Consider the following 24,598-nt stretch of genomic DNA (forward strand, 5'->3'; position numbering starts at 1 on the left):
AGGGGCTAACCCCTAGCCCGTCCGGCGATTGAGGACGAGGCCGTTCAGGCCGATGCGGGGGTCTGGGGGCGGAGCCCCCAGCAACACGGGACGGGTAGGGGCGGAGGGGGCGAGAACCTCTCCTGGCCGTCCCCACGCACCCGCACCGGACTAGTCGAAGCGAGCCAGGTCCCGCAGCCAGACCGTCGCCGAACTGTCCGACGGTGCTCGCCAGTCGCCTCGCGGTGACAGCGAACCGCCCGCCGAGACCTTCGGCCCGTTCGGCATGGCCGAGCGCTTGAACTGCGCGAACGCGAAGAAGCGACGGCAGAACACCTCCAGCCACTGCCGGATCTCCGGCAGGTCGTACGCCACTCGCTTGGCCTCGGGGAAGCCCGGCGGCCAGGCGCCGGCGTCCGCGTCGTGCCAGGCGTGCCAGGCCAGGAAGGCGATCTTCGACGGCCGGAAGCCGTAGCGCAGCACATGGAACAGGGTGAAGTCGTGCAGCGCGTACGGGCCGATCTTCGACTCGGTGGACTGCATCTCCTCACCCGGTACGAGTTCCGGGCTGATCTCGGTGTCGAGGATCGCGGCGAGGATCTTGCCCGCCTCCTCGCCGAACTGGTCGCTGCCGATGACCCAGCGGATCAGATGCTGGATCAGCGTCTTCGGCACTCCCGAGTTGACGTTGTAGTGGCTCATCTGGTCGCCCACGCCGTAGGTGGACCAGCCGAGCGCCAGCTCCGAGAGGTCACCGGTGCCGAGCACGATGCCGCCGCGCTGGTTGGCGAGCCGGAACAGGTAGTCGGTGCGCAGTCCGGCCTGGACGTTCTCGAAGGTGACGTCGTACACCGGCTCGCCGGAGGCGAAGGGGTGGCCCATCTCCTTCAGCATCAGCCGGGCGGTCGGCGTGATGTCCAGCTCGGCCGCGGTGACGCCGAGGGCGGCCATCAGCCTGTGCGCGTTGTCCTTGGTGTGGTCGCTGGTGGCGAAGCCGGGCAGCGTCCAGGCCAGGATGTCGCTGCGCGGACGCCCCGCGCGGTCCATCGCACGGGCGGCGACGATCAGCGCGTGCGTGGAGTCGAGCCCGCCGGACACCCCGATGACCACCTTCGCGCCACCGATCGACGCGAGCCGCTGCTGCAACCCCGCGACCTGGATGTTGTACGCCTCGTAGCAGTCCAGGGCCAGCCGGTCGGGGTCCGCGGGCACGAACGGGAAGCGCTCGATACGCCGCCGCAGGCCCAAGTCACCGGTGGGCGGGTCGAGTTCGAACGACACCGTCCGGAAGTCGGCCGTACGGGCGCCATGCGTGCGCCGGTTGTCGTCGAAGGTGCCCATCCGCTGCCGCTCCTGCCGCAGCAGGTCGAGGTCGACGTCGGCGACGGCGAACTGGTCGTCGAGCGGGAAGCGGTCGGACTCGGCCAGCAGCACCCCGTTCTCGTAGATCAGGGTCTGGCCGTCCCAGGACAGGTCGGTGGTCGACTCGCCAAGACCGGCCGCCGCGTAGACGTACGCGGCGAGGCAGCGCGCGGACGCCGAGCGGCACAACAGCTTGCGGTCCTCGGCGCGGCCGACGGTGATCGGGCTGCCGGAGAGGTTGGCGAGGACGGTCGCACCGGCCAGGGCCGCCTCGGCGCTCGGCGGCACCGGCACCCACATGTCCTCGCAGATCTCCGTGTGCAGTACCAGCCCTGCCACGTCGTCCGCCGCGAACAGCAGGTCCACGCCGAACGGCACCGACTCCCCGCCGACCCGGATCGTGCCGCCGCGCTCACCGTCGCCCGAGGCGATCTGCCGCCGCTCGTAGAACTCCCGGTAGTTCGGCGGGTACGACTTCGGTACGACGCCCAGCACCCGCCCGCGATGCACGACCACCGCGCAGTTGTAGACCCGGTCGCGGTGGCGCAGCGGGGCACCGACGAGCAGGACAGGCAGCAGCTCGGCCGACCCCTCCACCACGTCCCGGAGCGCCTCCTCGACCTGGTCGAGCAGCGCGTCCTGGAGGATCAGGTCCTCGATCGAGTAGCCGCACAGCACCATCTCCGGGAAGACGGCGACGGCCACGCCCTCGTCGGCGCATCTGCGCGCGTGGCGCAGCACCGCCTCGGCGTTGGCGTGCGGGTCCGTGATGACGGTGTGGCCCGTACAGGCGGCGACGCGTGCGAAGCCGTGCTGATAGAGCGACCGGAAGTTCAGTGGAGGCACGAGGATCAGTGTAATCGTCAGAGCGACGCGATGGTGTGGCGGGCGCCGGGCGGTACCTCGCGCCCCCGGACACAGGCCCGGACGAGAGTCCGTCGGCGAAGGTGCGCCCGCCCCCGACGAGACCTCCGTCGGGGGCGGGCGCGTGGACCTCAGCGGCGGCGGAACGACTGGACGTAGCCGCTCGCGGGCGTGCCCACCCCGGTGACGTCGTCGTACCCCTTCACGGCATGGAGCGAGCTGTCCTTACCGAGACTGCGCACCGACGTCGTGAGCCCGTCCGTCGCGTCGTAACCGTTGACGAAGTCGACGCGCGCCACGGCGAGCCCGGACCCCGTGGGGTTGTCCGTGACGTCGTGGTACGCCTTCGAGCCGTACTTGGCGTAGATCGCCGGGTTGGCGAAGCCGATCGGCTTGCCGCCCCGCGTCTGCTGGGCCAGCGCCTGGACGCCCGCGATCACCGGCGCGGCGAGCGAGGTACCGCCGATCCGGTACTCGCTGTACGCCTGCGTCCCGTCCGGCTGGGTCTGCGTCTGGCCGACCTTGAACCCGGTGTTGGGATCGGCGACCGCCGAGATGTCCGGCACGGTGCGCATAGCGGTCGTACCGTTCGCCTTGGCGAGCGAGGAGGGCACGACACCCTTCTGGTAGAAGGGCTGCGACACGGTCTTGCTGGTGCCGCCACCAGCGCCCGAGGTGAACGCGCCGGGGAAGTCCGTCCAGCCGGCGCCATCCGCCGACAGCACGGCCCGCTCGGTACCCCAGCCGGTCTCGAACTTGTACTTGTCACCCTTGCCGACCGCCAGCGAGGTACCGCCGACAGCCGTCACCCACGCCGAGTTGGCCGGGGTGTCGACCTGCTTCGTACCGGTGTTGGCGACCTCGTCGCCGTTGTCGCCGGAGGAGAAGTAGAAGCCGATGCCCTCGACCGCGCCGAACTGGAAGACCTGGTCGTAGGCGGCCGCGATGTCGGGCGTCTCGTTGGCCTCGATGTCGCCCCACGAGTTGGAGACGATGTCGGCGAGGTGCCCGTCGACGATCTTGTTGAGCGAGTCGAGCAGATCGTCGTCGTAGCAGGAGGCGGCACCGACGTAGGTGATGCTCGCGCCGGGCGCGACAGCGTGCACGGCTTCGACGTCGAGGGTCTCCTCGCCGTACCAGCCCGCGGCCCCGCACTCCTCGGTCTTCGTGTAGTCGCTCGGCAGCACCTGGCGCAACTGACCGCTGCTGTACTTCGCGTCACCGTGCTTCTTGGCGTAGGTGGCCGCGTCGTAGGCGATGGTCGGGGAGGCGTACGCGTCGGTGATGGCGACCCGCACCCCCTTGCCGGTGCTCGTGCCGGCCCCGTAGGCGGCGCGCAACTGCTTGCCGGTGTAGCCCTGGACGGCGTACGGGATCTTCGTGCCGTACGCGTCCGGCAGCGTGCTCGCGATGTTCGAGCCGTAGTACGAGGAGAACGGCCCGGCGTTGTTGAACACGCCGTCCGGCGGCGGCAGGGTGTCGCTGTGCGTCGCCTTGTGCGGGGCGGTGTCCAGGCCGGTGACGGTCAGGACGGCGCCGTCCAGGGCGGCCGGCGCGGAGGCCGTCTTCGACGGCGCACGGTAAGTCTTCGTGCCCTTGGCGTAGTTGTGCAGCTGGGTGTCGAACGCCTTCTCGGCATCGGCGACATCACCCGTCACGGAGACGTAGTGCTGCGTGGAGCCGGTGACCTTCAGACCGGCCGACTTCAGCCACGAGGTCACCGCGGCGACCTGCGCCTCGGTGGCGCCGAAGCGATTCTGCGCCTGCGTGGCGCTGAGGTACTTCCCGTAAGAGGCCGACTCCGGATCGGACACGGCCTTGGCGTACGCGGCCAGACCGGAGGCGTCCCGTCCGGCGAGGTAGACCCGGGCGGACACCTGGGAACTGTCGGCCGTGGCGCCCTTGTCCGCCTTGGCCGTCGCCCAGGCGGGCTTCGTACCCGCGAGGGTGTCCCGGCCAGGGCCGTCCGCCGCCTGGGCCACGGGTATGCCGAACGCCAGCGCCCCGGCAAGCAGAGGCAGTGTCGCTGCCATGCTCACCCCGGCGCGCAGCACTGCGCGGTTGGATCTCATAAAACCCCCTGCGATGCGGTTCGTCGCATGTAGTGGTCGGTCGGTGATCCGCACAGACCCCTGCGCCACATGGGTGCACAGGGAATGGATCACGCGATGGGGGCCACTCTGACGATGAACCGTCCATGCCAGGGAAATGAACAGGCCAAGGAAACCCCAAGTAGCCACTTCCGGAAGACATTTGGGACGACCCAGCACAAGCCCACAAAACTGACAACCTGTCAGCAAACGGCGAAAGGAGGCACCACCGGCACCCGCGAACGCACGCAGGGGCCGGGGACCAGACGCACCGGCACCCGCGAACGCACGGAAGGGGCCGGGAGGGCCGGACGCACCGGCACCCACATACGCACGGGAGGGGCCGGGGGCCGGTACATCAAATGCCCGTCGCGTACGTTCGCGTCACCGGACGCCTCCCTGCTCGGCCAAGGTCTGATCCGTCGGCGACGGGCGGATGTACCGGCCCCCGGCCCCGACCCACCACCGGCCCCCGGCCCCGCCCCCACCGAACCCCAGGCGCCCGAGACGGGCTCACGCCCCCCGAGCCTCCAACATCCCCGCCATAAGATCGATCTCGGACTGCTGCGCCTCCACCATCCCCGTGGCCAGCCTCCGCTCCACCCCGACCTCACACTTCTCCACACACCCCTCGGCCATGTGAATCCCACCCTTGTGATGCGAGGTCATCAACTGCAGATAGAAGACCTCGGCCCGCTTGCCGCTAAGCGTGTTGAGCTTCTCCAGCTCGGTATTGGTCGCCATGCCGGGCATCAGCGCCCCGTCCTCGCCGGAGACCATCCCGTCCATGCCCATCCACGCCATCGGCCCGTCCGAAGACACCTTCGGCAGCTCCCACAGATCGAGCCACCCCAGCAGCATGCCCCGCTGGTTCGCCTGCGTCTGCGCGATGTCGTACGCGAGACGCCGTACCTCCACGTTCTTGGTCCGGTCCCGCACGATGTACGACATCTCGACGGCCTGCTGATGATGGACCGCCATGTCCCGGGCGAACCCCGCGTCGGCGGAATCGGCAGCGGGAGTGACGACCGCCGAGTCGTCACCGCCACCAACCCCGTCGGCGACCGCATACGTGATCGCCCCGGCAGCGACGAGCACGGCCGCCGCGGCCCCGGAGATCCAGCCGATCTGCTTCATCCGGTTCATCCGGCTCACTGGGACAGTCCGCCGGTGCACGCGGCACCCGGCTCCGGCGTCTGGTCGCCCTGCACGAACGACTCGAAGAACTTGCCGACGTTGGCGTCGGTCGCACTCGACACCGTGCGCTGCTTGCCCCACGCGCTGAGCATGATCGGGTCCTTCTGGTCCTCGACGGGGCTCATCAGCGTGTACGGGGTTGTCTTGACCTTCGCCGCGAGCGCCTTGACGTCGGCGTCAGAGGCCTTGCTGTTGTACGTCACCCAGACCGCGCCATGTTCAAGGGAGTGCACGGCGTTCATGTTGTTGACCGCCTTGGTGTAGACATCGCCGTTGCAGTTCATCCAGACCGCGTTGTGGTCACCGCCGACCGGGGGCTCCATCGGGTAGTCCACGGTCTTGGTGACGTGCGTCTGGGAAAGCTTCTCGCTCCAGGTTTTCACCCCGTCGGAGCCCGTGGTGAAGTGCCCCGAGCCCGCCTTGGAGTCGCTCGCGGCGTCGTCCTTGTCGGACTGCGACTGGACGAGGACGACACCACCGACGACGAGCCCGGCGACGACGACCACACTGGCGCCGATCACGAGGATCCGATTGCGACGCTCGCGGGACTGCTCGGCGCGGCGCATCTCCTCTATGCGGGCCTTGCGCGAGGCGCTGCTCGTGTTCTTCGCGGAACCCATGGCGAGTCCTTATACGTGGGGGACGGTCGGGACAGCTGATCGTAGTGGGATAGGGGCCGCCCATTACAGATGAGCCCCCGAGCAGGCACTATGGGCATCAGAGCAGGACCACAACCGGATGCCGGGGCGGAACCGAACAGGATCCGAAGCCGGACATCTGCCGTACGCGAGGCGTTCACGCCGAGGTCGGCCGGCCGATCAAGGTCGGCAACGCGCATGAAATGCTGTTGTGGTGGGATGCTCAGGTGCCCCGACCGTCCCCGAGGCGTGGGAGCAGGCGGCCTGACCAGCAAGGATGGGTGGAAGCGGAAGATGGACAAGCAGCAGGAGTTCGTGCTCCGGACACTGGAGGAGCGTGACATCCGGTTCGTACGCCTGTGGTTCACGGACGTACTCGGCTTCCTCAAGTCGGTGGCCGTGGCCCCGGCAGAGCTGGAACAGGCCTTCGACGAGGGCATCGGCTTCGACGGCTCGGCGATCGAGGGCTTCGCCCGCGTATACGAATCGGACATGATCGCCAAGCCGGACCCCTCGACCTTCCAGGTCCTGCCGTGGCGCGCGGAGGCCCCGGGCACCGCCCGGATGTTCTGCGACATCCTGATGCCGGACGGCTCCCCGTCCTTCGCGGACCCGCGCTACGTCCTCAAGCGCACGCTCACGAAGACCTCCGACCTGGGCTTCACGTTCTACACCCACCCGGAGATCGAGTTCTTCCTGCTGAAGGACCGCCCGCTGGACGGCACGCGGCCCACCCCCGCGGACAACTCCGGCTACTTCGACCACACCCCGCAGAACGTCGGCATGGACTTCCGCCGCCAGGCGATCACCATGCTGGAGTCGATGGGCATCTCCGTCGAGTTCTCGCACCACGAGGGCGCGCCCGGCCAGCAGGAGATCGACCTGCGCTACGCCGACGCGCTGTCCACGGCGGACAACATCATGACGTTCCGCCTGGTCATGAAGCAGGTCGCGCTGGAGCAGGGCATCCAGGCCACCTTCATGCCGAAGCCGTTCTCCGAGCACCCCGGCTCGGGCATGCACACGCACCTCTCGCTCTTCGAGGGGGACCGCAACGCGTTCTACGAGTCCGGCTCGGAGTACCAGCTCTCCAAGGTCGGCCGCTCCTTCATCGCGGGCCTGCTGAAGCACGCCGCGGAGATCTCCGCGGTCACCAACCAGTGGGTCAACTCCTACAAGCGCATCTGGGGCGGCTCGGAGCGCACCGCGGGCGCCGGCGGCGAGGCCCCCTCGTACATTTGCTGGGGCCACAACAACCGCTCCGCCCTCGTCCGCGTCCCGATGTACAAGCCGGGCAAGACGGGCTCGGCACGGGTCGAGGTCCGCTCCATCGACTCGGGCGCGAACCCCTACCTGGCGTACGCGATGCTCCTCGCCGCCGGCCTCAAGGGCATCGAAGAGGGCTACGAGCTCCCCCCGGGCGCCGACGACGACGTCTGGGCCCTCTCCGACGCCGAACGCCGCGCCATGGGCATCGAGCCCCTGCCCCAGAACCTCGGCGAGGCCCTGAGCCTCATGGAGCGCAGCGAACTGGTCGCCGAAACCCTGGGCGAACACGTCTTCGACTTCTTCCTCCGCAACAAGCGCCAGGAGTGGGAGGAGTACCGCTCCGAGGTCACGGCGTTCGAGCTGCGGAAGAACTTGCCGGTGCTGTAGGCGCAGGTCAACGCGACTATCGAGCTGGAACGAGACGTAGGGCCGACGGTCGTTGACCGTCGGCCCCTTGACGTTTCACGACCTTAGAGCTCGTAACGGGATCATGGGTGGGCCTTCTTGAGGCGTCGCCGGCAGATGAGGCTGCATGCCTGGGAGACGAAGGCGTCGTGGAGTTCGAGGCGTCGTTCCCATCGAATGGCGAGGCGTTTGAACTGGTGGAGGAGGGCGAAGGCCTGCTCGACGGCGTAGCGGAGTATGTGAAGCTCCGCCTGTCGTTCGCGGAGTTCAGCTGTGTGGCGTGCCTGCTACCGGTTGGCCGCGAGGAAGTCCTCCAGGATCTCGACGAACCGCGTCGGCTGCTCCTCGGCCGGGTAATGGCCGCAGTCGTCGAGGACGACCCCCGTGACGTCGTCGGCCGCCAGCCGCATCGTCTGGGCGGCATTCTCGCCGCTCCACAGCGCGCCGCCGACGGCGAGCACCGGCAGCGTCAGCCGGGTCTTGCCGCGCTGCTCGTTCTGCGCGATCGTCTCGTCCAGCGCGCGGTAGTACGCGAAGCTCGCCCGCAGCGCGCGAGGATCCGCGGTGATCGCGTCGACGTAGACGTCGACGGCGTACGCGGGGATCGCGGTCGGCGTGGCGGCCTTGGTGGCGAACTGCCAGCCGAAGAAGAGCCGTTCCCGTCCCCGGACCAGTTCCTCGTTGAGGTCGGTGAGCCGGTTGAAGCCGAACTGCCAGAGCCTCTGGTTGGCCGCGGCCGGGCCGAAGAACGGCGGGGACGGCGTGAGACCGGGGATCACCGCTTCGACGATGGCGAGCCGGCCCACCCGCTCGGGGTGATCGGCGGCGAGGGCGTATCCGGTCCACGTACCGATGTCGTGGCCGACCACGTCGAACCGGTCGTGCCCGAGCGCGGTCATCAACGCGACCAGATCGGCGGCGAGCGTGCCGGCGTCGTACCCGTCGTCGGGCTTGTCGGAGAGCCCGGCACCGCGCGAGTCGACGGCGACGACGGTGTGCCGGCGGGCGAGCGCGGGCATCACCTCCCGCCAGGCGTACCAGGTCTGGGGCCACCCGCCGATCAGCAGCAGCGCCGGGCCGTCCCCACCGGTGACCGTGTGCAGCCGCAGTCCGTTCACCTCCACGAGCCGGCTGGTGAATAAGTCGAGGAATCCGTCGGGCAGTCGCAGCGAACTCAGGCTTGTCATACCGGCGACCCTACCCATCTTTGAACGATCGGTACAAGATGTGTAGGCTGACGGACCATGGCAGGCCGCAAGCAGTTCGACGTGGACGAGGCGCTACGACGTGCGATGCACGTCTTCTGGCGCTGGGGTTATTCGGAGGCCTCGATCGATCGCCTGACCGAGGGCACGGGCCTGGGCCGGGGCTCGCTCTACGGCACCTTCGGCGACAAGAGCGCCCTCTTCCGGAAAAGCCTCCAACGGTACGCGCAGACCTACCACCCGCTGTACGAGCAGGCACTGTCCGGCCCCCACCCGAGCCCGAGCGCCGTTGTGGCCGCCTACCTACAGGTCGCCCTGAACCGCATCGCCGACCCGACGGTCCCGGACGGCTGCCTGGTCACGGTGTCGGCAACGCAGTTCCCGGCCCTCGACGCGGAGGGCCGGGCGATGGTCCGCGCCATGATCGACGGTTTGCGGGCGAGGCTGGAGCAGGCGTTGCTGGCGGCGGGGGCCGGTGAGCAGGAGGCGGCAGAGCTGGCGTTGTGCACGCTGGCGACGAACAAATCCCTGGCGGTGCTGAGCCGCGCCGGCTTCTCGGGCGAAGACCTGGCAACCGTCGCGGCAGCCGCCGCCAAGAATGCCGAGGCTGTGCCGAACCGGCCGGCCGAACCGTCGGGGCCGCGGGTAGCCGTAGTGTCCAGCGCCGTTGTGGCTGTCGCCAGTGTGGTCGGCCCGGGCGCGGAGCCGGCCTGGGCTGCGGCAATTTTCGCGCAGCCGACCGCTGGAACTGTCTGGCAGGCGGGTACGACGCAGTCAATCATCTGGTCCAACGCCGTCGTGGGAGAGCAGCCCCTCTGGTTGATGGAGGGCGATCCGGCACATCTGCGGAAGGTCGGGCAGATCGCGACGGTCGACGGCGCGAGCGGCAGTTACGACTGGGCCATTCCCGCCAACCTGCCCCCAGCCTCGGACTACAGCCTTGCGCTCGGCAATGCCCCCGACACGGCCTACAGCGGGGAGTTCACGATCACCAGCCCCGGCCAGCAAGCAGCACAGGCCCCGAGCTGACCCTTGAGTCGGGCCGCCGCATCGGCACCCCGAGCGGCGGCCACCGTGCTCTGGCCCGACCCCTACGCGCGTGACCATCCATGTCCAACGAGACCATCTGAGATGCCGAGCGAATCGGACCAGACCGTTTGAGACAAGGACCAAATCGGCCGGAACGGGACACAAACCGTCCCTACTGATGTCGCCGGAGTGTTGTCGCGGGTGACATGTGGTGATCCCTGCGGTAGGTCGGAGGTATGCGGTACGCGCAGGGCGGCGGTGACTGGAGCGGAATCAAGGAACTCTGGATGGCCGACGAGCCGACTCACGACGATTTCTTTGGAGCGGCGAGGGACTGGAAACGGAGCATCAGCCACCGCGCCAGTCCCCGACCCCCTACTCAGACGTCGTAGCCTTCGGCCCGCAGTGCTGCGACAACCACACCACGCCCCTGGATACGCCCAACCCCTGCTGATGTCACGGCCAGGTGATCGAGGGACTGTCGAGGCTCAGAATGACGCCGCCCGAGCTGTTGAAGGCCCTGAACTTCGTGTACGCCGACAGACTCGTGAACTTCGAGGCATCGGCGAACACGTCGGGAGACAAGGTCTCGCTACACGACCTGGCGCTGGTGGACCGCACCAGCGCACCCGTTGCGGCGTCCACGAGATAGACGCGGTAGCTGGCGCACGACGAAGGATGGGCGTCAACGAAACTCCAACCGTCGAACGTCGTGCCCGTGCCGAGATAGATGCAGGGCGTCACATTCCAACCGCCCGACGTGTAGGGAGTCCGGCATTGCGCCTCCTCCGTGGCCGGTCCCATCTGTCCGTGCGGGGTGCTACCTGCGGTGGGATGGGCGGTCGCGGTCTGCGCGCCGGCGGCGGGAGCGCCCAGCAAGGTGCCCGCGGTCAGCACGACGGAACCGAGGGCGGCGGCGAGATGAGTCTTCATGCAGTCTCCAGGATGGGATGGGCCGGTTGCGGCTCCACATCCTGGGCAGGTCGGCCCCCTGCGGCCCACCTCTTAAGTCACGGCTTAAAGGGGCCGGGACGGCAGGCGCGGTGCCCTCGGGTCTCACGGTTCCGTCAGGGCTCCGGTCCGCAGCAGGGCCAGCCCGAGGGGGGTGATGAGGTGCAGCACGGACCCGCCTCGGCGGCTGGTGGTGATGAGGTCCGTGTTCCGCAGCACTGTCGCGTGCTGACTGGCCGCTGCGGCCGTGACGTTGAGGCGGCGGGCCATTTCGCTGGTCGTGCAGCCTTCCGCGGTCACATGCAGGGCGGCGGCTCGCGTGCGCCCGAGCAGAGACTCCAGGTTCCGCACGGCGGCGCCGTCCGCTTCTGCCGGTTCGGTACCGGTCAGCGGCCTACGGAGAGCCGGCACGGTCAGGCGGGGTGGCTGGGCGGTATCGAGCGGGTCCCACAGAAGGCTCACTGGGTGTTTCGAGAAGACCGTGGGTGTGATGATCAGTCCCCTTCCCTGGAGACGTACCTCGACTCGGCGCGGGTAGGGAGCTTCGAGCACCGGCGGACGCCAGCGGACCAGTGGTGCGCAGACCGAACGCAGCAGCAGATCGATGCCTCCCTCCAGCATCAGGTTCGCGCAACGGGCGGACAGCGCGATCAGTTCGGCCCGTCCTCGGTGCCAGTAGGGCTCCACGGTCAGTCGATGACAGGCGCGCACGGCCTCGGCGAGTTCCCGCCGCACGTCACGGTCGCCCTCGGACACCCGTCTGGCCCATGGCAGGTGTCCGAGGTGGAAGTCGAGACCCTCGAACTCGCGTCGCAGCCGGGACACCGGGGCGTGCAGCAGGTTGTCCACGGCGTGGTCCAGCGAGGGCACATCACCCATCAGGGCCAGCAGATCAAGCCCGGGACCGCGCACCGGAACCAGGGACGTCAGGGGGCGCGTAGCCGCTCCCATTCGGCCCGCGACCGCTGACCGCCACGAGCGGAAGTGAGGAAGCTCCCGGTTCTCTCTCAGCAGCTCCAGGCTGTAGTAGACCTCTGCCGCGACGCCGATCGTCGCGGCCACCCGTGTCCGGGCAAGGTCTTCCGCCGTGAAGTGAATGCGTAACAACGACCGGCCCCCTGCCACCGAAGTAGAGCGCGTGAGCGCACCCTCAGCATGCCCCAATCCGCCGCGCCCGATCCGGTTTCAGGCGTAGGCCGCGCCCGCTTGCCGACTGCGCATACGCCCCCGCAGACCGGTTCGTGGAGCGGATCGGGTCTGCCCCGGTATGACTTGGATCATCGCTGAGTCAGGGGAGGGGAGCGGATTTCGTAGTGCCTGATGATTTGTTCGCCTCAAGCCGGCTGGAGGAGGAGGGCCGGGGCCCGTGTGGCTGTCAGGCGTCGTAAGAGCAAGACGCTCGGTGCCGCCTTACGCCTGACGCCGAGCCGCCCTCAGGCCGTTAAGGGCGACCCAGAACACCAATAGGGACAGGTCAGCGGGGTTTCCCCCTCAGAACGACACATAGGGCCGACGGTCGTGAACCGTTTGCCCCACGGTGTTCCCTGCAGCAGAACTAGCGGCCGACGACGCGATGCTCGGGAATCCACCGCTGCGCGAAATCAACCGCATCCACGAACCTCACCGCCCGGCACCGCGCGGCCCCCACCACGCCGCTGACACGCACCGCTGCCCCCAAGCCCGCGCCCTCGAACTCCGCTCCCAACTCCCCGAAATCGCTGTCGTCCAGGGCGACATCGTCGTACTCCCACCACTGGCGTCGGCCGTCGCGGCGGACCACGCACCTGTAGGACCGATGGGGAGGGGAATCGACTCGGTACTCGCCGAGATGGAAGGCGGTGCATCTGTTGAAGCCGACGCCGAGCAGCAGGATCTGTGCCCCCAGCTCGTACAGCCGGGCCAGAGGGGAACTCTCGCCCAGGAGGCAGTCGGGGTGATGGTCGGCGGTGATCTTCGCGGCGTGGGGGCCGAGGGCGGCGAAGGAGGTCTGGGGGTGGGCGCTGCGCAGGGAGTGCGGGTGGAGTCGGGTCGTCTCGGCGAGGATTCCCACGTCGGTCGACGGGGTGGTCGCCGGGTCGAACGGCGGCATGTTGTCCCGGAAGGCGGCGCGGGCCTCGTCGCTCAGGCCGCGGACCCGTTCCATGTGGGCGGTCGACGTGGACGAGTTGTCCGAGGTGAACGCGGGAACGACCACGGTGCCATCAGGGCCGAGCGCGCGGCGCAGCGCGCGGAGCACGGTGGCCGCTCCTCCCTCGACCTTTCCGAGGGAGCGCAGGGAAGAGTGCACCAGCAGGACGCCCCCCTCGTGGATTCCCAGCTCGGTGAGCTGGTGAGTCAGCTGTGACTCGGTGAGTCCGGTCCCGTCGGCAGCCGTGCTCAAGGTTCCTCGTCCCCCTCCGCCGCAAAGCCGCGGCGCCAAGGCGCGCCGCGGCTTTCCCGTGTTGTGTCGAAGGTAGTGAACTACTGCTGCTGCGCAGCCAGTTCGCCGAGCAGCTTGTGCAGGGGCTTCGCCGCCCGCTGCCGGTACTCCTGGATCGCCCAGCCGTTCCCGTCCGGGTCCTTGAAGTACATGAACGTGGCGCCGTCCTCCGGCGAGAAGGCCTGCGGCTCGCTGACGTCGAGACCCCGCTCCCGCAGCTCCTCGTACGCCGCCTTGGCGTCCTCCACACACAGCTGCATACCGTGGTACGTCCCCGGCTGCGGCGTCCCCGTCGGGATCGGGAGGCCGTCGATGAGCGCGATGGAACACCCGGACCCGGGCGGCGTCAGCTGCACGATCCGCACGCCCTCCATCACCTCTCGGTCGAGGTCCACGTGGAAACCGACCTTGTCCCGGTAGAACTCCTTGGCGCGGTCCACGTCGGTGACCGGCATCATAATCACTTCGAGGGTCATGTCCATGGGACGACTCCTTTGTCGTACGACGTCATGTACTGGATCAACTTGATCCACTGGATCCATTCGGTCCGCTGGATCCAAAGATCACTCGAATCGCCAGCGCGTCTGGCTGAACGGCTCCCCCTTACCGAACCCGAAAGCGGTCCGGGGCGCCACAGAGAAGACAAGAGCGGGGCCGCCGTCTCCCTGGAACGTGCCCTGGAACTCCGCGTCCTCCCCTACCTCGAAATGCCACTCGGCGCCGTACTTCTCCTCCCACGCCTTGGCCAGGCCGTGCAGCCGGGCCTGGTCCGTCACGCGGACCGCCTCGCCCTCGACGACGAGGTCGTAACCCTCGGCCCAGGTGTTGGTGCCCGTGGTGAGGACGACCTGCGGATTCCCGGCGAGGTTGAGCGCCTTCCGCTCCTGCGCGCCGGTGGCGAAGTGCAGCGCCCCGTCCTGCCAGACACCGATCAGCGGCGTCACATGCGGCCGCCCGTCCGGCCGAACCGTCGACAGCCAGTACAGCTCGGCCGCGGCCAGCCGCGCCACGGCCTCCGGCCAGGGGGTCGCCCCCGCTCCGGGGCTGCCGTAGCGCGGGTCGAGCTCGGTCTGCGGTTGTGTTTCGGGCATGGCTCTCCTCCTGCATCGACATGGTCCCGCCGTAGGGGAGACCCCGCACACCGGCGGAAGTCATCGGTGCCTGGTGATGGCGCCCGCCCCGGAGCTTCCGACCAGGTCTGCGGTTACGCTCAAGGTCGTACGACCTTGATCCGACGGGAGGGCCGAGGATGACGGCGCCGGGGCGCAGGAGCAGTACCTTCACGCGGCTGCTGCGGCACGGTTTTACCGATCCGTCGGGGGCCGAGCGGCTTCTGGAGAGTGTCGAGCTGGCGCCGATAAAGGCCGATCCGGTGCTCCTCGAGGCGCTGGGGGCCACCGCCGACCCGGATCTGGCGCTGCTCGGGCTGGTACGGCTCGTCGAGGCGCAGGACGGGCGCCCGGAGCGGCGCGAACTGCTCGACACGCTCATCGCGGCGAAGCCCCTGCGGGACCGGTTGCTTGGCGTGCTCGGCGCCTCCGCGGCGCTCGGCGACCATCTCGCCCGGCATCCGCGCGACTGGCAGGTGCTCGTGACGTACGAGCCGCAGGACCTGCACCCCGGGGTGGAGGAGTTCGAGCGGGGGCTCGCCGAGGCGGACGATCCCGTCACGCTGCGCGTCGCCTACCGGCGCTGCCTGTTGTCCATCGCCGCGCGTGACGTGTGCGGCACGACCGATCTCGCGCAGACGGCCGCCGAGCTCGCCGATCTCGCGACGGCGACCCTGCGTGCCGCGCTCGCCATAGCCCGGGCCGCCGCGCCCGACGATGCCGCGCTGTGCCGGCTCGCCGTCATCGCGATGGGCAAGTGCGGTGGCCACGAGCTCAATTACGTGTCCGACGTCGATGTGATCTTTGTGGGGGAGGCGGCGGACGGGGCCGATGAGGGGAAGGCGATCCAAGCCGCCACCCGGCTTGCCTCGCATCTGATGCGGATCTGCTCCGAGACCACCGTCGAGGGCAGTATCTGGCCCGTCGACGCGAATCTGCGGCCCGAGGGCAGGAACGGGCCGCTCGTACGGACGCTCAGCAGCCACCTCGCGTACTACCAGCGGTGGGCCAAGACCTGGGAGTTCCAAGCCCTCCTCAAAGCGCGGCCGGTGGCCGGTGACCTCGTGCTCGGCGAGAGTTACGTCGCCACGCTCGCGCCCCTCGTCTGGCACGCCGCCGAGCGTGCGAACTTCGTTCCCGACGTGCAGAAGATGCGGCGGAGGGTGGTGGAGAACATCCCCGTCGCCGAGGTCGAGCGTGAGCTGAAGCTCGGGCCCGGAGGGTTGCGGGATGTCGAATTCGCCGTACAGCTGCTGCAGTTGGTGCACGGGCGTGCCGATACTTCGCTGCGGAGCGGGACCACACTCGACGCGCTGAAGGCGCTGGCTGCGGGTGGCTATGTGGGGCGCGCCGACGCCGTGCAGCTCGATGAGGCGTATCGCTTTCTGCGGTCCATGGAGCACCGGATACAGCTCTACCGGCTGCGGCGGACCCACCTCGTGCCCGAGGAGGACGCCGATCTGCGGCGCATCGGGCGGTCGTTGGGCCTGCGCGCCGATCCTGTCGTGGAGCTGAACCGCGAGTGGAAGCGGCACGCTGCCGTCGTACGGCGGCTGCACGAGAAGCTCTTCTACCGGCCGCTGCTCGATGCCGTCGCCCAACTCGCCCCCGGCGAGACCAGGTTGAGTGCCGATGCGGCCCGGGAGCGGCTGGTCGCGCTCGGGTACGCCGATCCGGCGGCGGCGCTTCGGCATCTGGAGGCGCTGGCTTCCGGGGTTTCGCGCAAGGCCGCGATCCAACGGACGTTGCTGCCTGTGCTGTTGGGGTGGTTCGCGGATTCCGCCGATCCCGATGCGGGGTTGCTCAACTTCCGTAAGGTGTCGGACGCGTTGGGGAAGACGCCGTGGTATCTGCGGCTGTTGAGGGACGAGGGTGCTGCCGCCGAGAATCTGGCGCGGGTGCTGTCCGCCGGGCGGCTCGCGCCCGATCTGCTGATGCGTGCGCCGGAGGCGGTCGCCCTGCTCGGTGACGGGGACGGGGGTAGGGGTGGGCTCGAACCTCGGTCCCGTGGCCATCTGGAGCAGGAGATCCTTGCTGCGGTGGGGCGGGCCGCGGGGGGTGAGCAGGCGGTTACGGCGGCGCGGGGGGTGCGGCGGCGGGAGCTGTTTCGTATCTCCGCCGCCGACATCGTTGCCTCGTACGGGACCGAGGAGAATCCGGCCGTTGCGGACCAAGGTGCGCTGGTGGATCTGGTGGGTGGTGCGGTCTCCGATCTGACTGCGGCGACTCTTGCGGGGACGTTGCGGGCCGTCGTGCGGGACGGGTGGGGGGAGACTCTTCCTACTCGGTTCGCCGTCATCGGCATGGGGCGGTTCGGGGGGCATGAGCTGGGCTACGGGTCCGATGCCGATGTGCTGTTCGTGCATGAACCCCGGGACGGTGTTGATGAGCAGGAGGCGTCTCGGGCCGCCAACTCTGTTGTCTCCGAGATGCGGCGGCTGCTTCAGATCTCGAGTGCGGATCCGCCCTTGTTGATCGATGCGGATCTGCGGCCTGAAGGGAAGTCCGGGCCGCTGGTGCGGACGCTCAATTCCTATGAGGCGTACTACCGGCGCTGGTCGCTGGTGTGGGAGTCGCAGGCCTTGTTGCGGGCCGAAGCCGTTGCCGGTGACGAGGACTTGGGGCGGCGGTTCATCGAGCTGATCGATCCTCTGCGGTATCCGGCGGAGGGGCTTGGGGACGATGCCGTACGGGAGATCCGGCGGCTCAAGGCGCGGATGGAGTCGGAGCGGATGCCGCGTGGTGCCGATCCCACGCTGCATACCAAGCTCGGGCGGGGTGGGTTGTCCGACGTCGAGTGGACCGTGCAGTTGCTGCAGCTTCGGCATGGGTGGGTGGAGCCGGGGTTGCGGACCACCCGGACGCGGGAGGCCTTGGCGGCCGGCTGTGCGGCGGGGCTCCTTGCCGGGGAGGACGCGGCGATTCTGGATGAGGCGTGGGTGTTGGCTACGCGGGTGCGGAACGCGGTGATGCTGGTGCGGGGGCGGGCCGGGGATACGTTTCCGTCGGATGGGCGGGAACTGGCTGCGGTGGGGCGGTACTTGGGGTACGGGCCGGGGCATGTGGGGGACATGCTCGACGACTATCGGCGGACTACTCGGCGGGCTCGGGCCGTGGTGGATGAGTTGTTCTACGGGGCGTGAGCGTCTGGTGGGGTGCGGTGTCGGCTGGGGTTTGGTGGGTGGGTCGGGGCCGGGGGCCGGTACATCCGCCCGTCGCCGACGGATCAGACCTTGGCCGAGCAGGGAAGCGTCCGGTGACGCGAACGTACGCGACGGGCTTTTGATGTACCGGCCCCCGGCCCCTTCCGTGAGTCGGCCCCTACCGTGCGTCCGCGTCCGCGGCTGCGGGTGCGTCGGGGATCGGGCCTTGGGCTGTCGGCTTTGGGGTTTTGCGGGACATTGCTACGCCTGTCAGGACTATTGCCATGCCTGCCAGGACTCGTAGGCCTATTTGTTCGTCCAGGATCAGGGCGCCTAGGGCTATGGAGACCACTGGGAGCAGGTAGCCGACTGTGGCTGCGCTGGTGGGGCCCTCTTCGGCGATCATGCGGTAGTTGAGGTAGAAGGTGATGCCTGTGCCGAAGATGCCGAGGATCGTGACGGCTGTGAGGGCTGTGGCGTCTGCGTTGGTCAGGGGGCCCGCTGTGGGGAGGGCCAGGGTGCTCCAGGCTGTGGCGGTGAGGAGTTGGGCTGCCGATACGGCCAAGGGGGCGCCGTGGGTGGTGAGGTGGCGGGCCATGTAGGCGAAGGCGATCGCGTAGCTTGCGGCGGCTGCCAGTAGGGACAGGGCTCCCCAGCTGGCCAGGCCCTCCTGGTTCCAGGGGGCGAAGATCAGGAGTACGCCGGCGAAGCCCAGGAAGAGGCCGGTCAGGCGTAGGGGGTGGAGGCCTCGGTCTGTGCCGAGCGAGAGGCCGATGACTAGGGACCAGAGGGGGGTTGTCGCGTTCAGTACGCCTGCGATGCCGGAGTCGACGGTCTGCTCGCCCACGGCGAAGAGGGCGAAGGGGATGGCGTTGCAGAGCAGGGCCGCGACGGCCAGGTGGGCCCAGAGCTTGCGGGTGCGGGGGAGGTGTTGCTTCGCCCTGTGGGCCAGGAAGAGGAGTACCGCTGTGCCGAGGGCGCAGCGCGTGATCGTGATGTGGACGGGGGACAGGCCGTGGTTCAGGGCCAGTTTGATCCAGAGGAAGCCTGAGCCCCAGAGGAGGGCCAGGGCCGCCATACGGAAGGAGGACGCGAAGGGGCTTGGCTGGCGTGGCATGTGTCCACGGTCCATTGATTGACTTGTGAGGACAAGTGAAGAGTTTTATATGGACTGTTAAGCTGTGCTGCATGCTTGATGTGAGGCGTATGCAGGTTCTCTCGGCTGTGGTGGGGTGCGGGTCCGTTACCGCTGCTGCGGCTGATCTTGGGTACACGCCGTCTGCTATCAGTCAGGCGATCGCCGCTCTGGAGAAGCAGGCCGGGGTCGAGTTGTTGGAGCGGGTGGGGCGTGGGGTGCGGCCCACCGCGGCCGGGCTCTTGTTGTCCGGGTACGCCGATGTCATCGGGCGGCAGGTGGCCGAGGCGGAGACCGCTCTTGGGGATCTGCGTGACGGGCGTACGGGGCGGCTCGCTGTGCGCTATTTCGCCACGGCGGGGGCCTCGCTGGTGGCTCCTGCCATTGCCCGGTTCCGGGGCGAACATCCTGGTGTGGAAGTTGAGTTGAAGCTCGTCGATCCCGAGGATCCGCTGCCCGATGTGAAGGAGGGGCGGGCCGACCTGGCGCTCGTCGTGCGGCCGCCCCATGACTCCGGCGGGCCCGAGGGCGTACGACTGGAGCGTCTGCTCGATGATCCGTACCGTGCCGTGCTGCCCAAGGGGCACCGGTTGGCCGGCAAGCGCGCTCTTGAACTGGCCGAGCTCGCCGATGAGCCGTGGGTCGGGAGTGAGTGGCCGGGGTCTTGTCTTGACGCTCAGCTCGATGCTTGTGCTTTGGCCGGGTTCAGGCCCCGTTTTGTGGTCGAGAGTGAGGACTATGTGACCGCTCAGGGGTTTGTGGCGGCCGGGCTGGGGGTCTCGCTCATTCCCCGGCTCGGGCTGGGGGGTCTGCATCCGGATGTTGTCATCCGTAAGGTGCGTGATCCTGAGCCTCGGCGGGCTATTTACGTGGCGGTGCGGGAGACGGCTCCGGAGCAGCCTGCTTTGCGGGGGCTGATCGACTGCTTGCGGGATGCGGCCCGCATCTAGGGGTCAGGCCTTGGTCGGCAGCAGCTGAGCTCCGCGCGTTCCCGGTACCCATTGCGGGAGCGCGTACGGCAGTGCGCCGTACCAGACCCGTGCCACCGCGAAGCCGAAGGTCAGGCAGAGCATGCCGCCTGCCGCGTCGAGCCAGAAGTGGTTGGCCGTGGCGACGATGACCACCAGCGTCGCCGTCGGGTAGAGGAGGCCCAGGATGCGGGCCCAGGGGGCGGAGGCCAGGGCGAAGATCGTCAGGCCGCACCACAGGGACCAGCCGATGTGCATGGACGGCATCGCGGCGTACTGGTTGGACATGTGCTTCAGGTCGCCGGAGGCCATCGAGCCCCAGGTCTGGTGGACCAGGACCGTGTCGACGAAACTGCCGCCGTTCATCAGGCGGGGCGGCGCGAGCGGGTAGAAGTAGTAGCCGACGAGGGCCACCGCCGTGGTGGCGAAGAGGGCGAGACGCGTTGCCGCGTAACGGCCGGGGTGCCAGCGGTACAGCCACACCAGAACACCCAGCGTCACCACGAAGTGCAGCGTCGCGTAGTAGTAGTTCATGCCGATGATCAACCATGTCACCGAGTTCACGGCGTGGTTGACGGACTCCTCGAAGGCGAGCCCGAGTTGGTGCTCCGTGTGCCAGATCCAGTCGGCGTTGCGCAGGGCCTGGCCCCGCTGCTCCGGAACCGCGTTCCGGATCAGCGAATACGTCCAGTAACTCACCGCGATGAGCAGGATCTCGAACCAGAGGCGGGGGCGACGCGGGGCCCGCAACCTGCGCAGGAAACGCTGCCCCGCTTTCTCCTCCGCGACGGGCTGTGGAGGGGCCTGCTCCCGGCCTTCCAGTGTCGTCACGGTTGTCTCACCCATAGACACAGAGTCTGCCAGAAAAGCCTTCCCGCACCGATCATCCCTTGGTCGGGTCCCGGTCGCATGTTCTACGCCGAGAGGAGGCCAACAGCGCTCCTACTCAGGGAGGATTACGGGCGATTCCGGTCCCCAGGTGCCGAAGCAGTCGAACCGCGCACCACCAGCTCCGGCATGAACACGAACTCGCTGTGCGGCGCGGGCGTCCCGCCGATCTCCTCCAGCAACGTCCGTACCGCCGCCTGTCCCATGGCGGGCACCGGCTTGCGGACCGTCGTGAGCGGCGGGTCGGTGAAGGCTATGAGCGGGGAGTCGTCGAAGCCGACGACCGAGATGTCCTTGGGGACGTCCAGACCGCGCTGACGTGCCGCCCTTATCGCGCCGAGGGCCATCATGTCGCTGGCGCACACCACGGCCGTACAGCCGCGGTCCATGAGCGCGGAGGCCGCGGCCTGGCCGCCCTCCAGCGTGTACAGCGAGTGCTGGACCAGTCGCTCCTCGATGTCGGCGGGGGCCAGCCCCAACTGCTCCTGCATCGTGCGTATGAAGCCCTCGATCTTGCGCTGCACCGGCACGAACCGCTTGGGGCCGAGCGCGAGTCCGATGTTGGTGTGGCCGAGCGAGACGAGGTGGGTGACGGCCAGGGCCATCGCCGCGCGGTCGTCGGGCGAGATGAACGGCGCCTGGACCTTCGGCGAGAAACCGTCCACCAGGACGAAGGGGACGCCCTGGGCGCGCAACTGGTCGTAACGCTGCATGTCCGCGGAGGTGTCCGCGTGCAGGCCCGAGACGAAGATGATGCCGGCGACGCCCCGGTCCACCAGCATCTCCGTCAGCTCGTCCTCGGTGGAGCCGCCGGGGGTCTGGGTCGCGAGGACCGGTGTGTAGCCCTGCCGTGTCAGCGCCTGGCCGATGACCTGCGCCAGGGCGGGGAATATGGGGTTCTCCAGCTCCGGCGTGATCAGGCCCACCAGGCCCTCGCTGCGCTGCCGCAGACGTACGGGGCGCTCGTAGCCCAGTACGTCGAGCGCGGCCAGGACGGTCTGGCGGGTGGTCGCGGCGACGCCCGGCTTCCCGTTCAGGACGCGGCTGACAGTCGCCTCACTGACCCCCGCCTGGGCTGCGATGTCGGCAAGCCGTGTGGTCACAGGATTGGACTGTACCGGCCGGGTCTCACCTTGCCCACCAACCAGACGCCGTGTGCGGGCGGTTGTACGGCCCGCTCCGGGCTGCTGCGTCATCGCGCTCCCTCGTGTAGTGGTCGGCTCGGCGTCCCGGGCGTGCGCCGCGGGAAGGGGTGGCTCCTGCAAGGCGCTGACGGAGCGATGATCCCCGTACCCGGCAGGCGTGGCAAGAGCTTGCAGAGTCTTGCACAGGGGGTCGCATGTCTGCTGAGCGGCCTTGTACTGGGGTTTCGGGGCCTTCAGGTGGAGGTCACGGGCACGTAACTCTCGGCAGTCCTTGCACTTTTTTGCTGCAAGGTCTTTCGCGCCGCTTACAACGCTGTTACGTTCACGTCGCCCGGCGGACGCAACGGCGCAGTCGGCAAGTCGGCAAGGGGAGCGGGCGGGACCGCTGCCTCAACCACTCGGGCTTTCACCCTCAAGGAGATCTCATGCGGCGTGGCATAGCGGCCACCGCGCTGGTGGCGTCCATCGCCCTCGCGGCGACGGCCTGCGGCGGCAGTGACAGCGGCAGCGACAAGTCGGACGGCCCCACCACCATCACCTGGTGGGACACTTCCAACGCCACCAATGAGGCCCCGACGTACCAGGCCTTGGTCAAGTCTTTCGAGAAGGCCAACCCTGACGTCAAGGTCAAGTACGTCAACGTCCCCTTCGACCAGGCGCAGAACAAGTTCGACACGGCCGCCGGTGCCAGCGGCGCCCCGGACGTCCTGCGCTCCGAGGTCGGATGGACCCCGGCGTTCGCCAAGAAGGGCTACTTCCTGCCGCTGGACGGCACCGAGGCCCTCGCGGACGAGAGCAAGTTCCAGCCCAGCCTGATCGAGCAGGCCAAGTACGACGGCAAGACGTACGGTGTGCCGCTGGTCACCGACACGCTCGCCCTGGTCTACAACAAGGCGATCTTCGAGAAGGCCGGCATCGAGGCCCCCACCACCTGGGCCGAGCTCAAGACCGCCGCCGCCACGATCAAGAAGAAGACGGGCGTCGACGGCTACTGGGGCTCGACCCAGGCGTACTACGCGCAGTCCTTCCTCTACGGCGAGGGCACCGACACCGTCGACGCCGACGCCAAGAAGATCACCGTCAACTCGGCCGCCGCGGTCAAGGGCTACGAGACCTGGGAAGGGCTGTTCGACGGCAGCGGCCTGCACAAGGCCGACACCACCGTCGACGCGTACGCCCACATCCAGGAGGCGTTCGTCAGCGGCAAGGTCGCCTCGATCATCCAGGGTCCGTGGGAGATCACGAACTTCTACAAGGGCTCGGCCTTCAAGGACAAGGCCAACCTCGGCATCGTCAGCGTCCCGGCCGGCTCCACCGGCAAGGCGGGCGCCCCGACCGGCGGCCACAACCTCTCGGTGTACGCGGGCTCGGACAAGGCCCACCAGGAAGCGTCGCTGAAGTTCCTGAAGTTCATGACCTCGGCGACCTCCCAGGAGACGATCGCCCTCAAGAACTCCACCCTGCCGACCCGTGACGACGCCTACACCGCCGACGTCAAGGCCGACCCGGGCATCGCCGGCTACCAGACGGTGCTCGCCGCCGCCCAGCCGCGCCCGGCGCTGCCCGAGTACAGCTCGCTGTGGAGCCCGCTCGACATCGAGCTGAACAAGGTCGCCGCCGGCAACGAAACGCTGGACAAGGGCCTGAGCAACGCGGAGACCGCGATCGCCAAGCTGGTCCCCGACTTCAGTAAGTGACCCCGTGTGGCCGCCGGATCTGCCTGAATTGGGGGGACAGATCCGGCGGCCATCGGCCTGCGTGCGCCCAACCCCTGATCTTCCAGAAGGTGTCGAACCATGACAGTCGTCATCGACCGCGCGACCGGTAAGCGCCGTGGTGACCGAGGGCCGCGCCCCGGGCCGCTCCAGCGTCTCAAGCACGGGTACCAGAAGTTCTGGTACGCGTACGCGATGATCGCTCCGGTGGTCCTCGTGCTCGGCGCGCTGGTGCTCTACCCGCTGGTGCGGGGCATCTACCTGACGTTCACGGACGCCAACAGCCTCAACTCGGCCCGCCAGATCGGCGTCAACCACATCGACGCCACCTACAAGTTCATCGGCCTGGACAACTACGCCGACATCCTGTGGGGACCGACCTCGTACGACCGCTTCTGGTCGCACTTCATCTGGACGATCGTGTGGACGGCGCTGTGCGTCCTGCTCCACTACACCATCGGGCTCGGTCTCGCCCTGCTGCTCAACCAGAAGCTGCGCGGCCGCACCTTCTACCGGCTCATCCTGGTCCTGCCGTGGGCCGTACCCACCTTCGTGACCGTCTTCGGCTGGCGCTTCATGCTCGCCGACAACGGCATCATCAACTCCGCCCTCGACGCGATGCATCTGCCGTCGCCGCTGTGGCTGGAGGAGACCTTCTGGCAGCGCACCTCCGCCATCATGGTCAACACCTGGTGCGGTGTGCCCTTCATGATGGTCTCGCTGCTCGGCGGTCTGCAGTCCATCGACTCGACCCTGTACGAAGCCTCCGAGATGGACGGCGCCAACGCCTGGCAGCGCTTCAGGCATGTGACGCTGCCGGGACTGAGGCCCGTCAGCTCCACCGTCGTACTCCTCGGCGTCATCTGGACCTTCAACCAGTTCGCCGTCATCTTCCTGCTCTTCGGCGACACCGCCCCCGACGCGCAGATCCTCGTGACCTGGGCCTACTACCTGGGCTTCGGCCAACAGCCGCGCGACTACGCCCAGTCGGCCGCCTACGGTGTCCTGCTGCTGTCCATCCTGATCGTCTTCACCTCCGTCTACCGACGCTGGCTGGCCCGCAATGAGCAGCAGCTCGCGAACTGAG

Annotated in this window: 19 protein-coding genes; 6 read left to right on the plus strand and 13 right to left on the minus strand. The window is 68.5% G+C overall.

Annotated elements, in window-relative coordinates; translation table 11 throughout:
• Positions 1 to 150: 150 nt before the first annotated feature.
• From OG266_RS32140 to OG266_RS32155, 4 genes are all read right to left on the minus strand, one after another.
• Positions 151 to 2,178, minus strand: a complete 2,028-nt coding sequence (locus OG266_RS32140) for an NAD(+) synthase (protein WP_371553033.1) — start codon at positions 2,176 to 2,178, stop codon at positions 151 to 153.
• A gap of 158 nt (positions 2,179 to 2,336) precedes the next feature.
• On the minus strand, positions 2,337 to 4,277 hold the full coding sequence (locus OG266_RS32145) for a protease pro-enzyme activation domain-containing protein (RefSeq protein WP_371549963.1): 1,941 nt from the start codon (positions 4,275 to 4,277) through the stop codon (positions 2,337 to 2,339).
• A gap of 531 nt (positions 4,278 to 4,808) precedes the next feature.
• Positions 4,809 to 5,432: a DUF305 domain-containing protein gene (locus OG266_RS32150; RefSeq protein ID WP_371553035.1), complete on the minus strand. Its 624-nt coding sequence runs from the start codon at positions 5,430 to 5,432 to the stop codon at positions 4,809 to 4,811.
• 14 nt (positions 5,433 to 5,446) lie between these two features.
• The gene (locus OG266_RS32155) at positions 5,447 to 6,112 is read right to left on the minus strand and encodes a DUF3105 domain-containing protein (protein ID WP_371549965.1); all 666 of its coding nucleotides are present in this window, start codon (positions 6,110 to 6,112) and stop codon (positions 5,447 to 5,449) included.
• A 312-nt stretch (positions 6,113 to 6,424) separates the two neighbouring features.
• On the opposite strand from OG266_RS32155, the gene OG266_RS32160 reads away from it, so the two are divergent.
• The gene (locus OG266_RS32160; protein ID WP_266464777.1) at positions 6,425 to 7,786 is read left to right on the plus strand and encodes a glutamine synthetase family protein; all 1,362 of its coding nucleotides are present in this window, start codon (positions 6,425 to 6,427) and stop codon (positions 7,784 to 7,786) included.
• A gap of 305 nt (positions 7,787 to 8,091) precedes the next feature.
• On the opposite strand, the gene OG266_RS32165 is transcribed toward OG266_RS32160, so the two are convergent.
• Complete coding sequence (locus OG266_RS32165; protein ID WP_371549968.1) at positions 8,092 to 8,991, minus strand: alpha/beta fold hydrolase; 900 nt, start codon at positions 8,989 to 8,991, stop codon at positions 8,092 to 8,094.
• Between the two features lie 57 nt (positions 8,992 to 9,048).
• Here OG266_RS32165 and OG266_RS32170 point away from each other — a divergent pair, with 57 nt between their 5' ends.
• On the plus strand, positions 9,049 to 10,038 hold the full coding sequence (locus OG266_RS32170) for a Ser-Thr-rich GPI-anchored membrane family protein (RefSeq protein ID WP_371549969.1): 990 nt from the start codon (positions 9,049 to 9,051) through the stop codon (positions 10,036 to 10,038).
• A 456-nt stretch (positions 10,039 to 10,494) separates the two neighbouring features.
• Here the strand turns inward: OG266_RS32170 and OG266_RS32175 are convergent, their stop codons facing one another.
• From OG266_RS32175 to OG266_RS32195, 5 genes are all read right to left on the minus strand, one after another.
• Positions 10,495 to 10,971: a hypothetical protein gene (locus tag OG266_RS32175; protein WP_371549970.1), complete on the minus strand. Its 477-nt coding sequence runs from the start codon at positions 10,969 to 10,971 to the stop codon at positions 10,495 to 10,497.
• A gap of 123 nt (positions 10,972 to 11,094) precedes the next feature.
• Positions 11,095 to 11,868: an ArsR/SmtB family transcription factor gene (locus OG266_RS32180; protein WP_371549971.1), complete on the minus strand. Its 774-nt coding sequence runs from the start codon at positions 11,866 to 11,868 to the stop codon at positions 11,095 to 11,097.
• Positions 11,869 to 12,544: 676 nt separating this feature from the next.
• Positions 12,545 to 13,369 (minus strand): aminoglycoside N(3)-acetyltransferase, encoded by an 825-nt coding sequence (locus OG266_RS32185; protein ID WP_371549973.1) that lies wholly within the window; start codon positions 13,367 to 13,369, stop codon positions 12,545 to 12,547.
• 80 nt (positions 13,370 to 13,449) lie between these two features.
• Complete coding sequence (locus OG266_RS32190) at positions 13,450 to 13,890, minus strand: VOC family protein (protein ID WP_266464797.1); 441 nt, start codon at positions 13,888 to 13,890, stop codon at positions 13,450 to 13,452.
• Positions 13,891 to 13,971: 81 nt separating this feature from the next.
• A complete protein-coding gene (locus tag OG266_RS32195) occupies positions 13,972 to 14,499 on the minus strand; it encodes a pyridoxamine 5'-phosphate oxidase family protein (RefSeq protein ID WP_371549975.1) in 528 nt (175 codons plus the stop codon).
• A 158-nt stretch (positions 14,500 to 14,657) separates the two neighbouring features.
• On the opposite strand from OG266_RS32195, the gene OG266_RS32200 reads away from it, so the two are divergent.
• Entirely contained in the window at positions 14,658 to 17,660 is a 3,003-nt protein-coding gene (locus OG266_RS32200) for a bifunctional [glutamine synthetase] adenylyltransferase/[glutamine synthetase]-adenylyl-L-tyrosine phosphorylase (protein WP_266464803.1), read from the plus strand.
• 178 nt (positions 17,661 to 17,838) lie between these two features.
• On the opposite strand, the gene OG266_RS32205 is transcribed toward OG266_RS32200, so the two are convergent.
• A complete protein-coding gene (locus OG266_RS32205; protein WP_371549977.1) occupies positions 17,839 to 18,777 on the minus strand; it encodes a DMT family transporter in 939 nt (312 codons plus the stop codon).
• A gap of 71 nt (positions 18,778 to 18,848) precedes the next feature.
• Between OG266_RS32205 and OG266_RS32210 the strand changes: the two genes are divergently transcribed.
• Positions 18,849 to 19,745: a LysR family transcriptional regulator gene (locus OG266_RS32210; RefSeq protein ID WP_371549979.1), complete on the plus strand. Its 897-nt coding sequence runs from the start codon at positions 18,849 to 18,851 to the stop codon at positions 19,743 to 19,745.
• A gap of 3 nt (positions 19,746 to 19,748) precedes the next feature.
• On the opposite strand, the gene OG266_RS32215 is transcribed toward OG266_RS32210, so the two are convergent.
• Both OG266_RS32215 and OG266_RS32220 read right to left on the minus strand, forming a co-directional pair.
• Entirely contained in the window at positions 19,749 to 20,609 is an 861-nt protein-coding gene (locus OG266_RS32215; RefSeq protein WP_371549981.1) for a phosphatase PAP2 family protein, read from the minus strand.
• A 110-nt stretch (positions 20,610 to 20,719) separates the two neighbouring features.
• Positions 20,720 to 21,754 carry a LacI family DNA-binding transcriptional regulator gene (locus tag OG266_RS32220; RefSeq protein WP_371549982.1) on the minus strand — a complete coding sequence of 345 codons (1,035 nt, stop codon included), beginning with the start codon at positions 21,752 to 21,754 and terminating at the stop codon, positions 20,720 to 20,722.
• A gap of 467 nt (positions 21,755 to 22,221) precedes the next feature.
• On the opposite strand from OG266_RS32220, the gene OG266_RS32225 reads away from it, so the two are divergent.
• Entirely contained in the window at positions 22,222 to 23,493 is a 1,272-nt protein-coding gene (locus tag OG266_RS32225; protein ID WP_371549984.1) for an extracellular solute-binding protein, read from the plus strand.
• Positions 23,494 to 23,592: 99 nt separating this feature from the next.
• Positions 23,593 to 24,597 carry a carbohydrate ABC transporter permease gene (locus OG266_RS32230; RefSeq protein ID WP_266464819.1) on the plus strand — a complete coding sequence of 335 codons (1,005 nt, stop codon included), beginning with the start codon at positions 23,593 to 23,595 and terminating at the stop codon, positions 24,595 to 24,597.
• Position 24,598: the final 1 nt, after the last annotated feature.

It is taken from the genome of Streptomyces sp. NBC_00554, from assembly GCF_041431135.1.
In the GTDB taxonomy this organism is placed as follows: Bacteria; Actinomycetota; Actinomycetes; order Streptomycetales; family Streptomycetaceae; genus Streptomyces.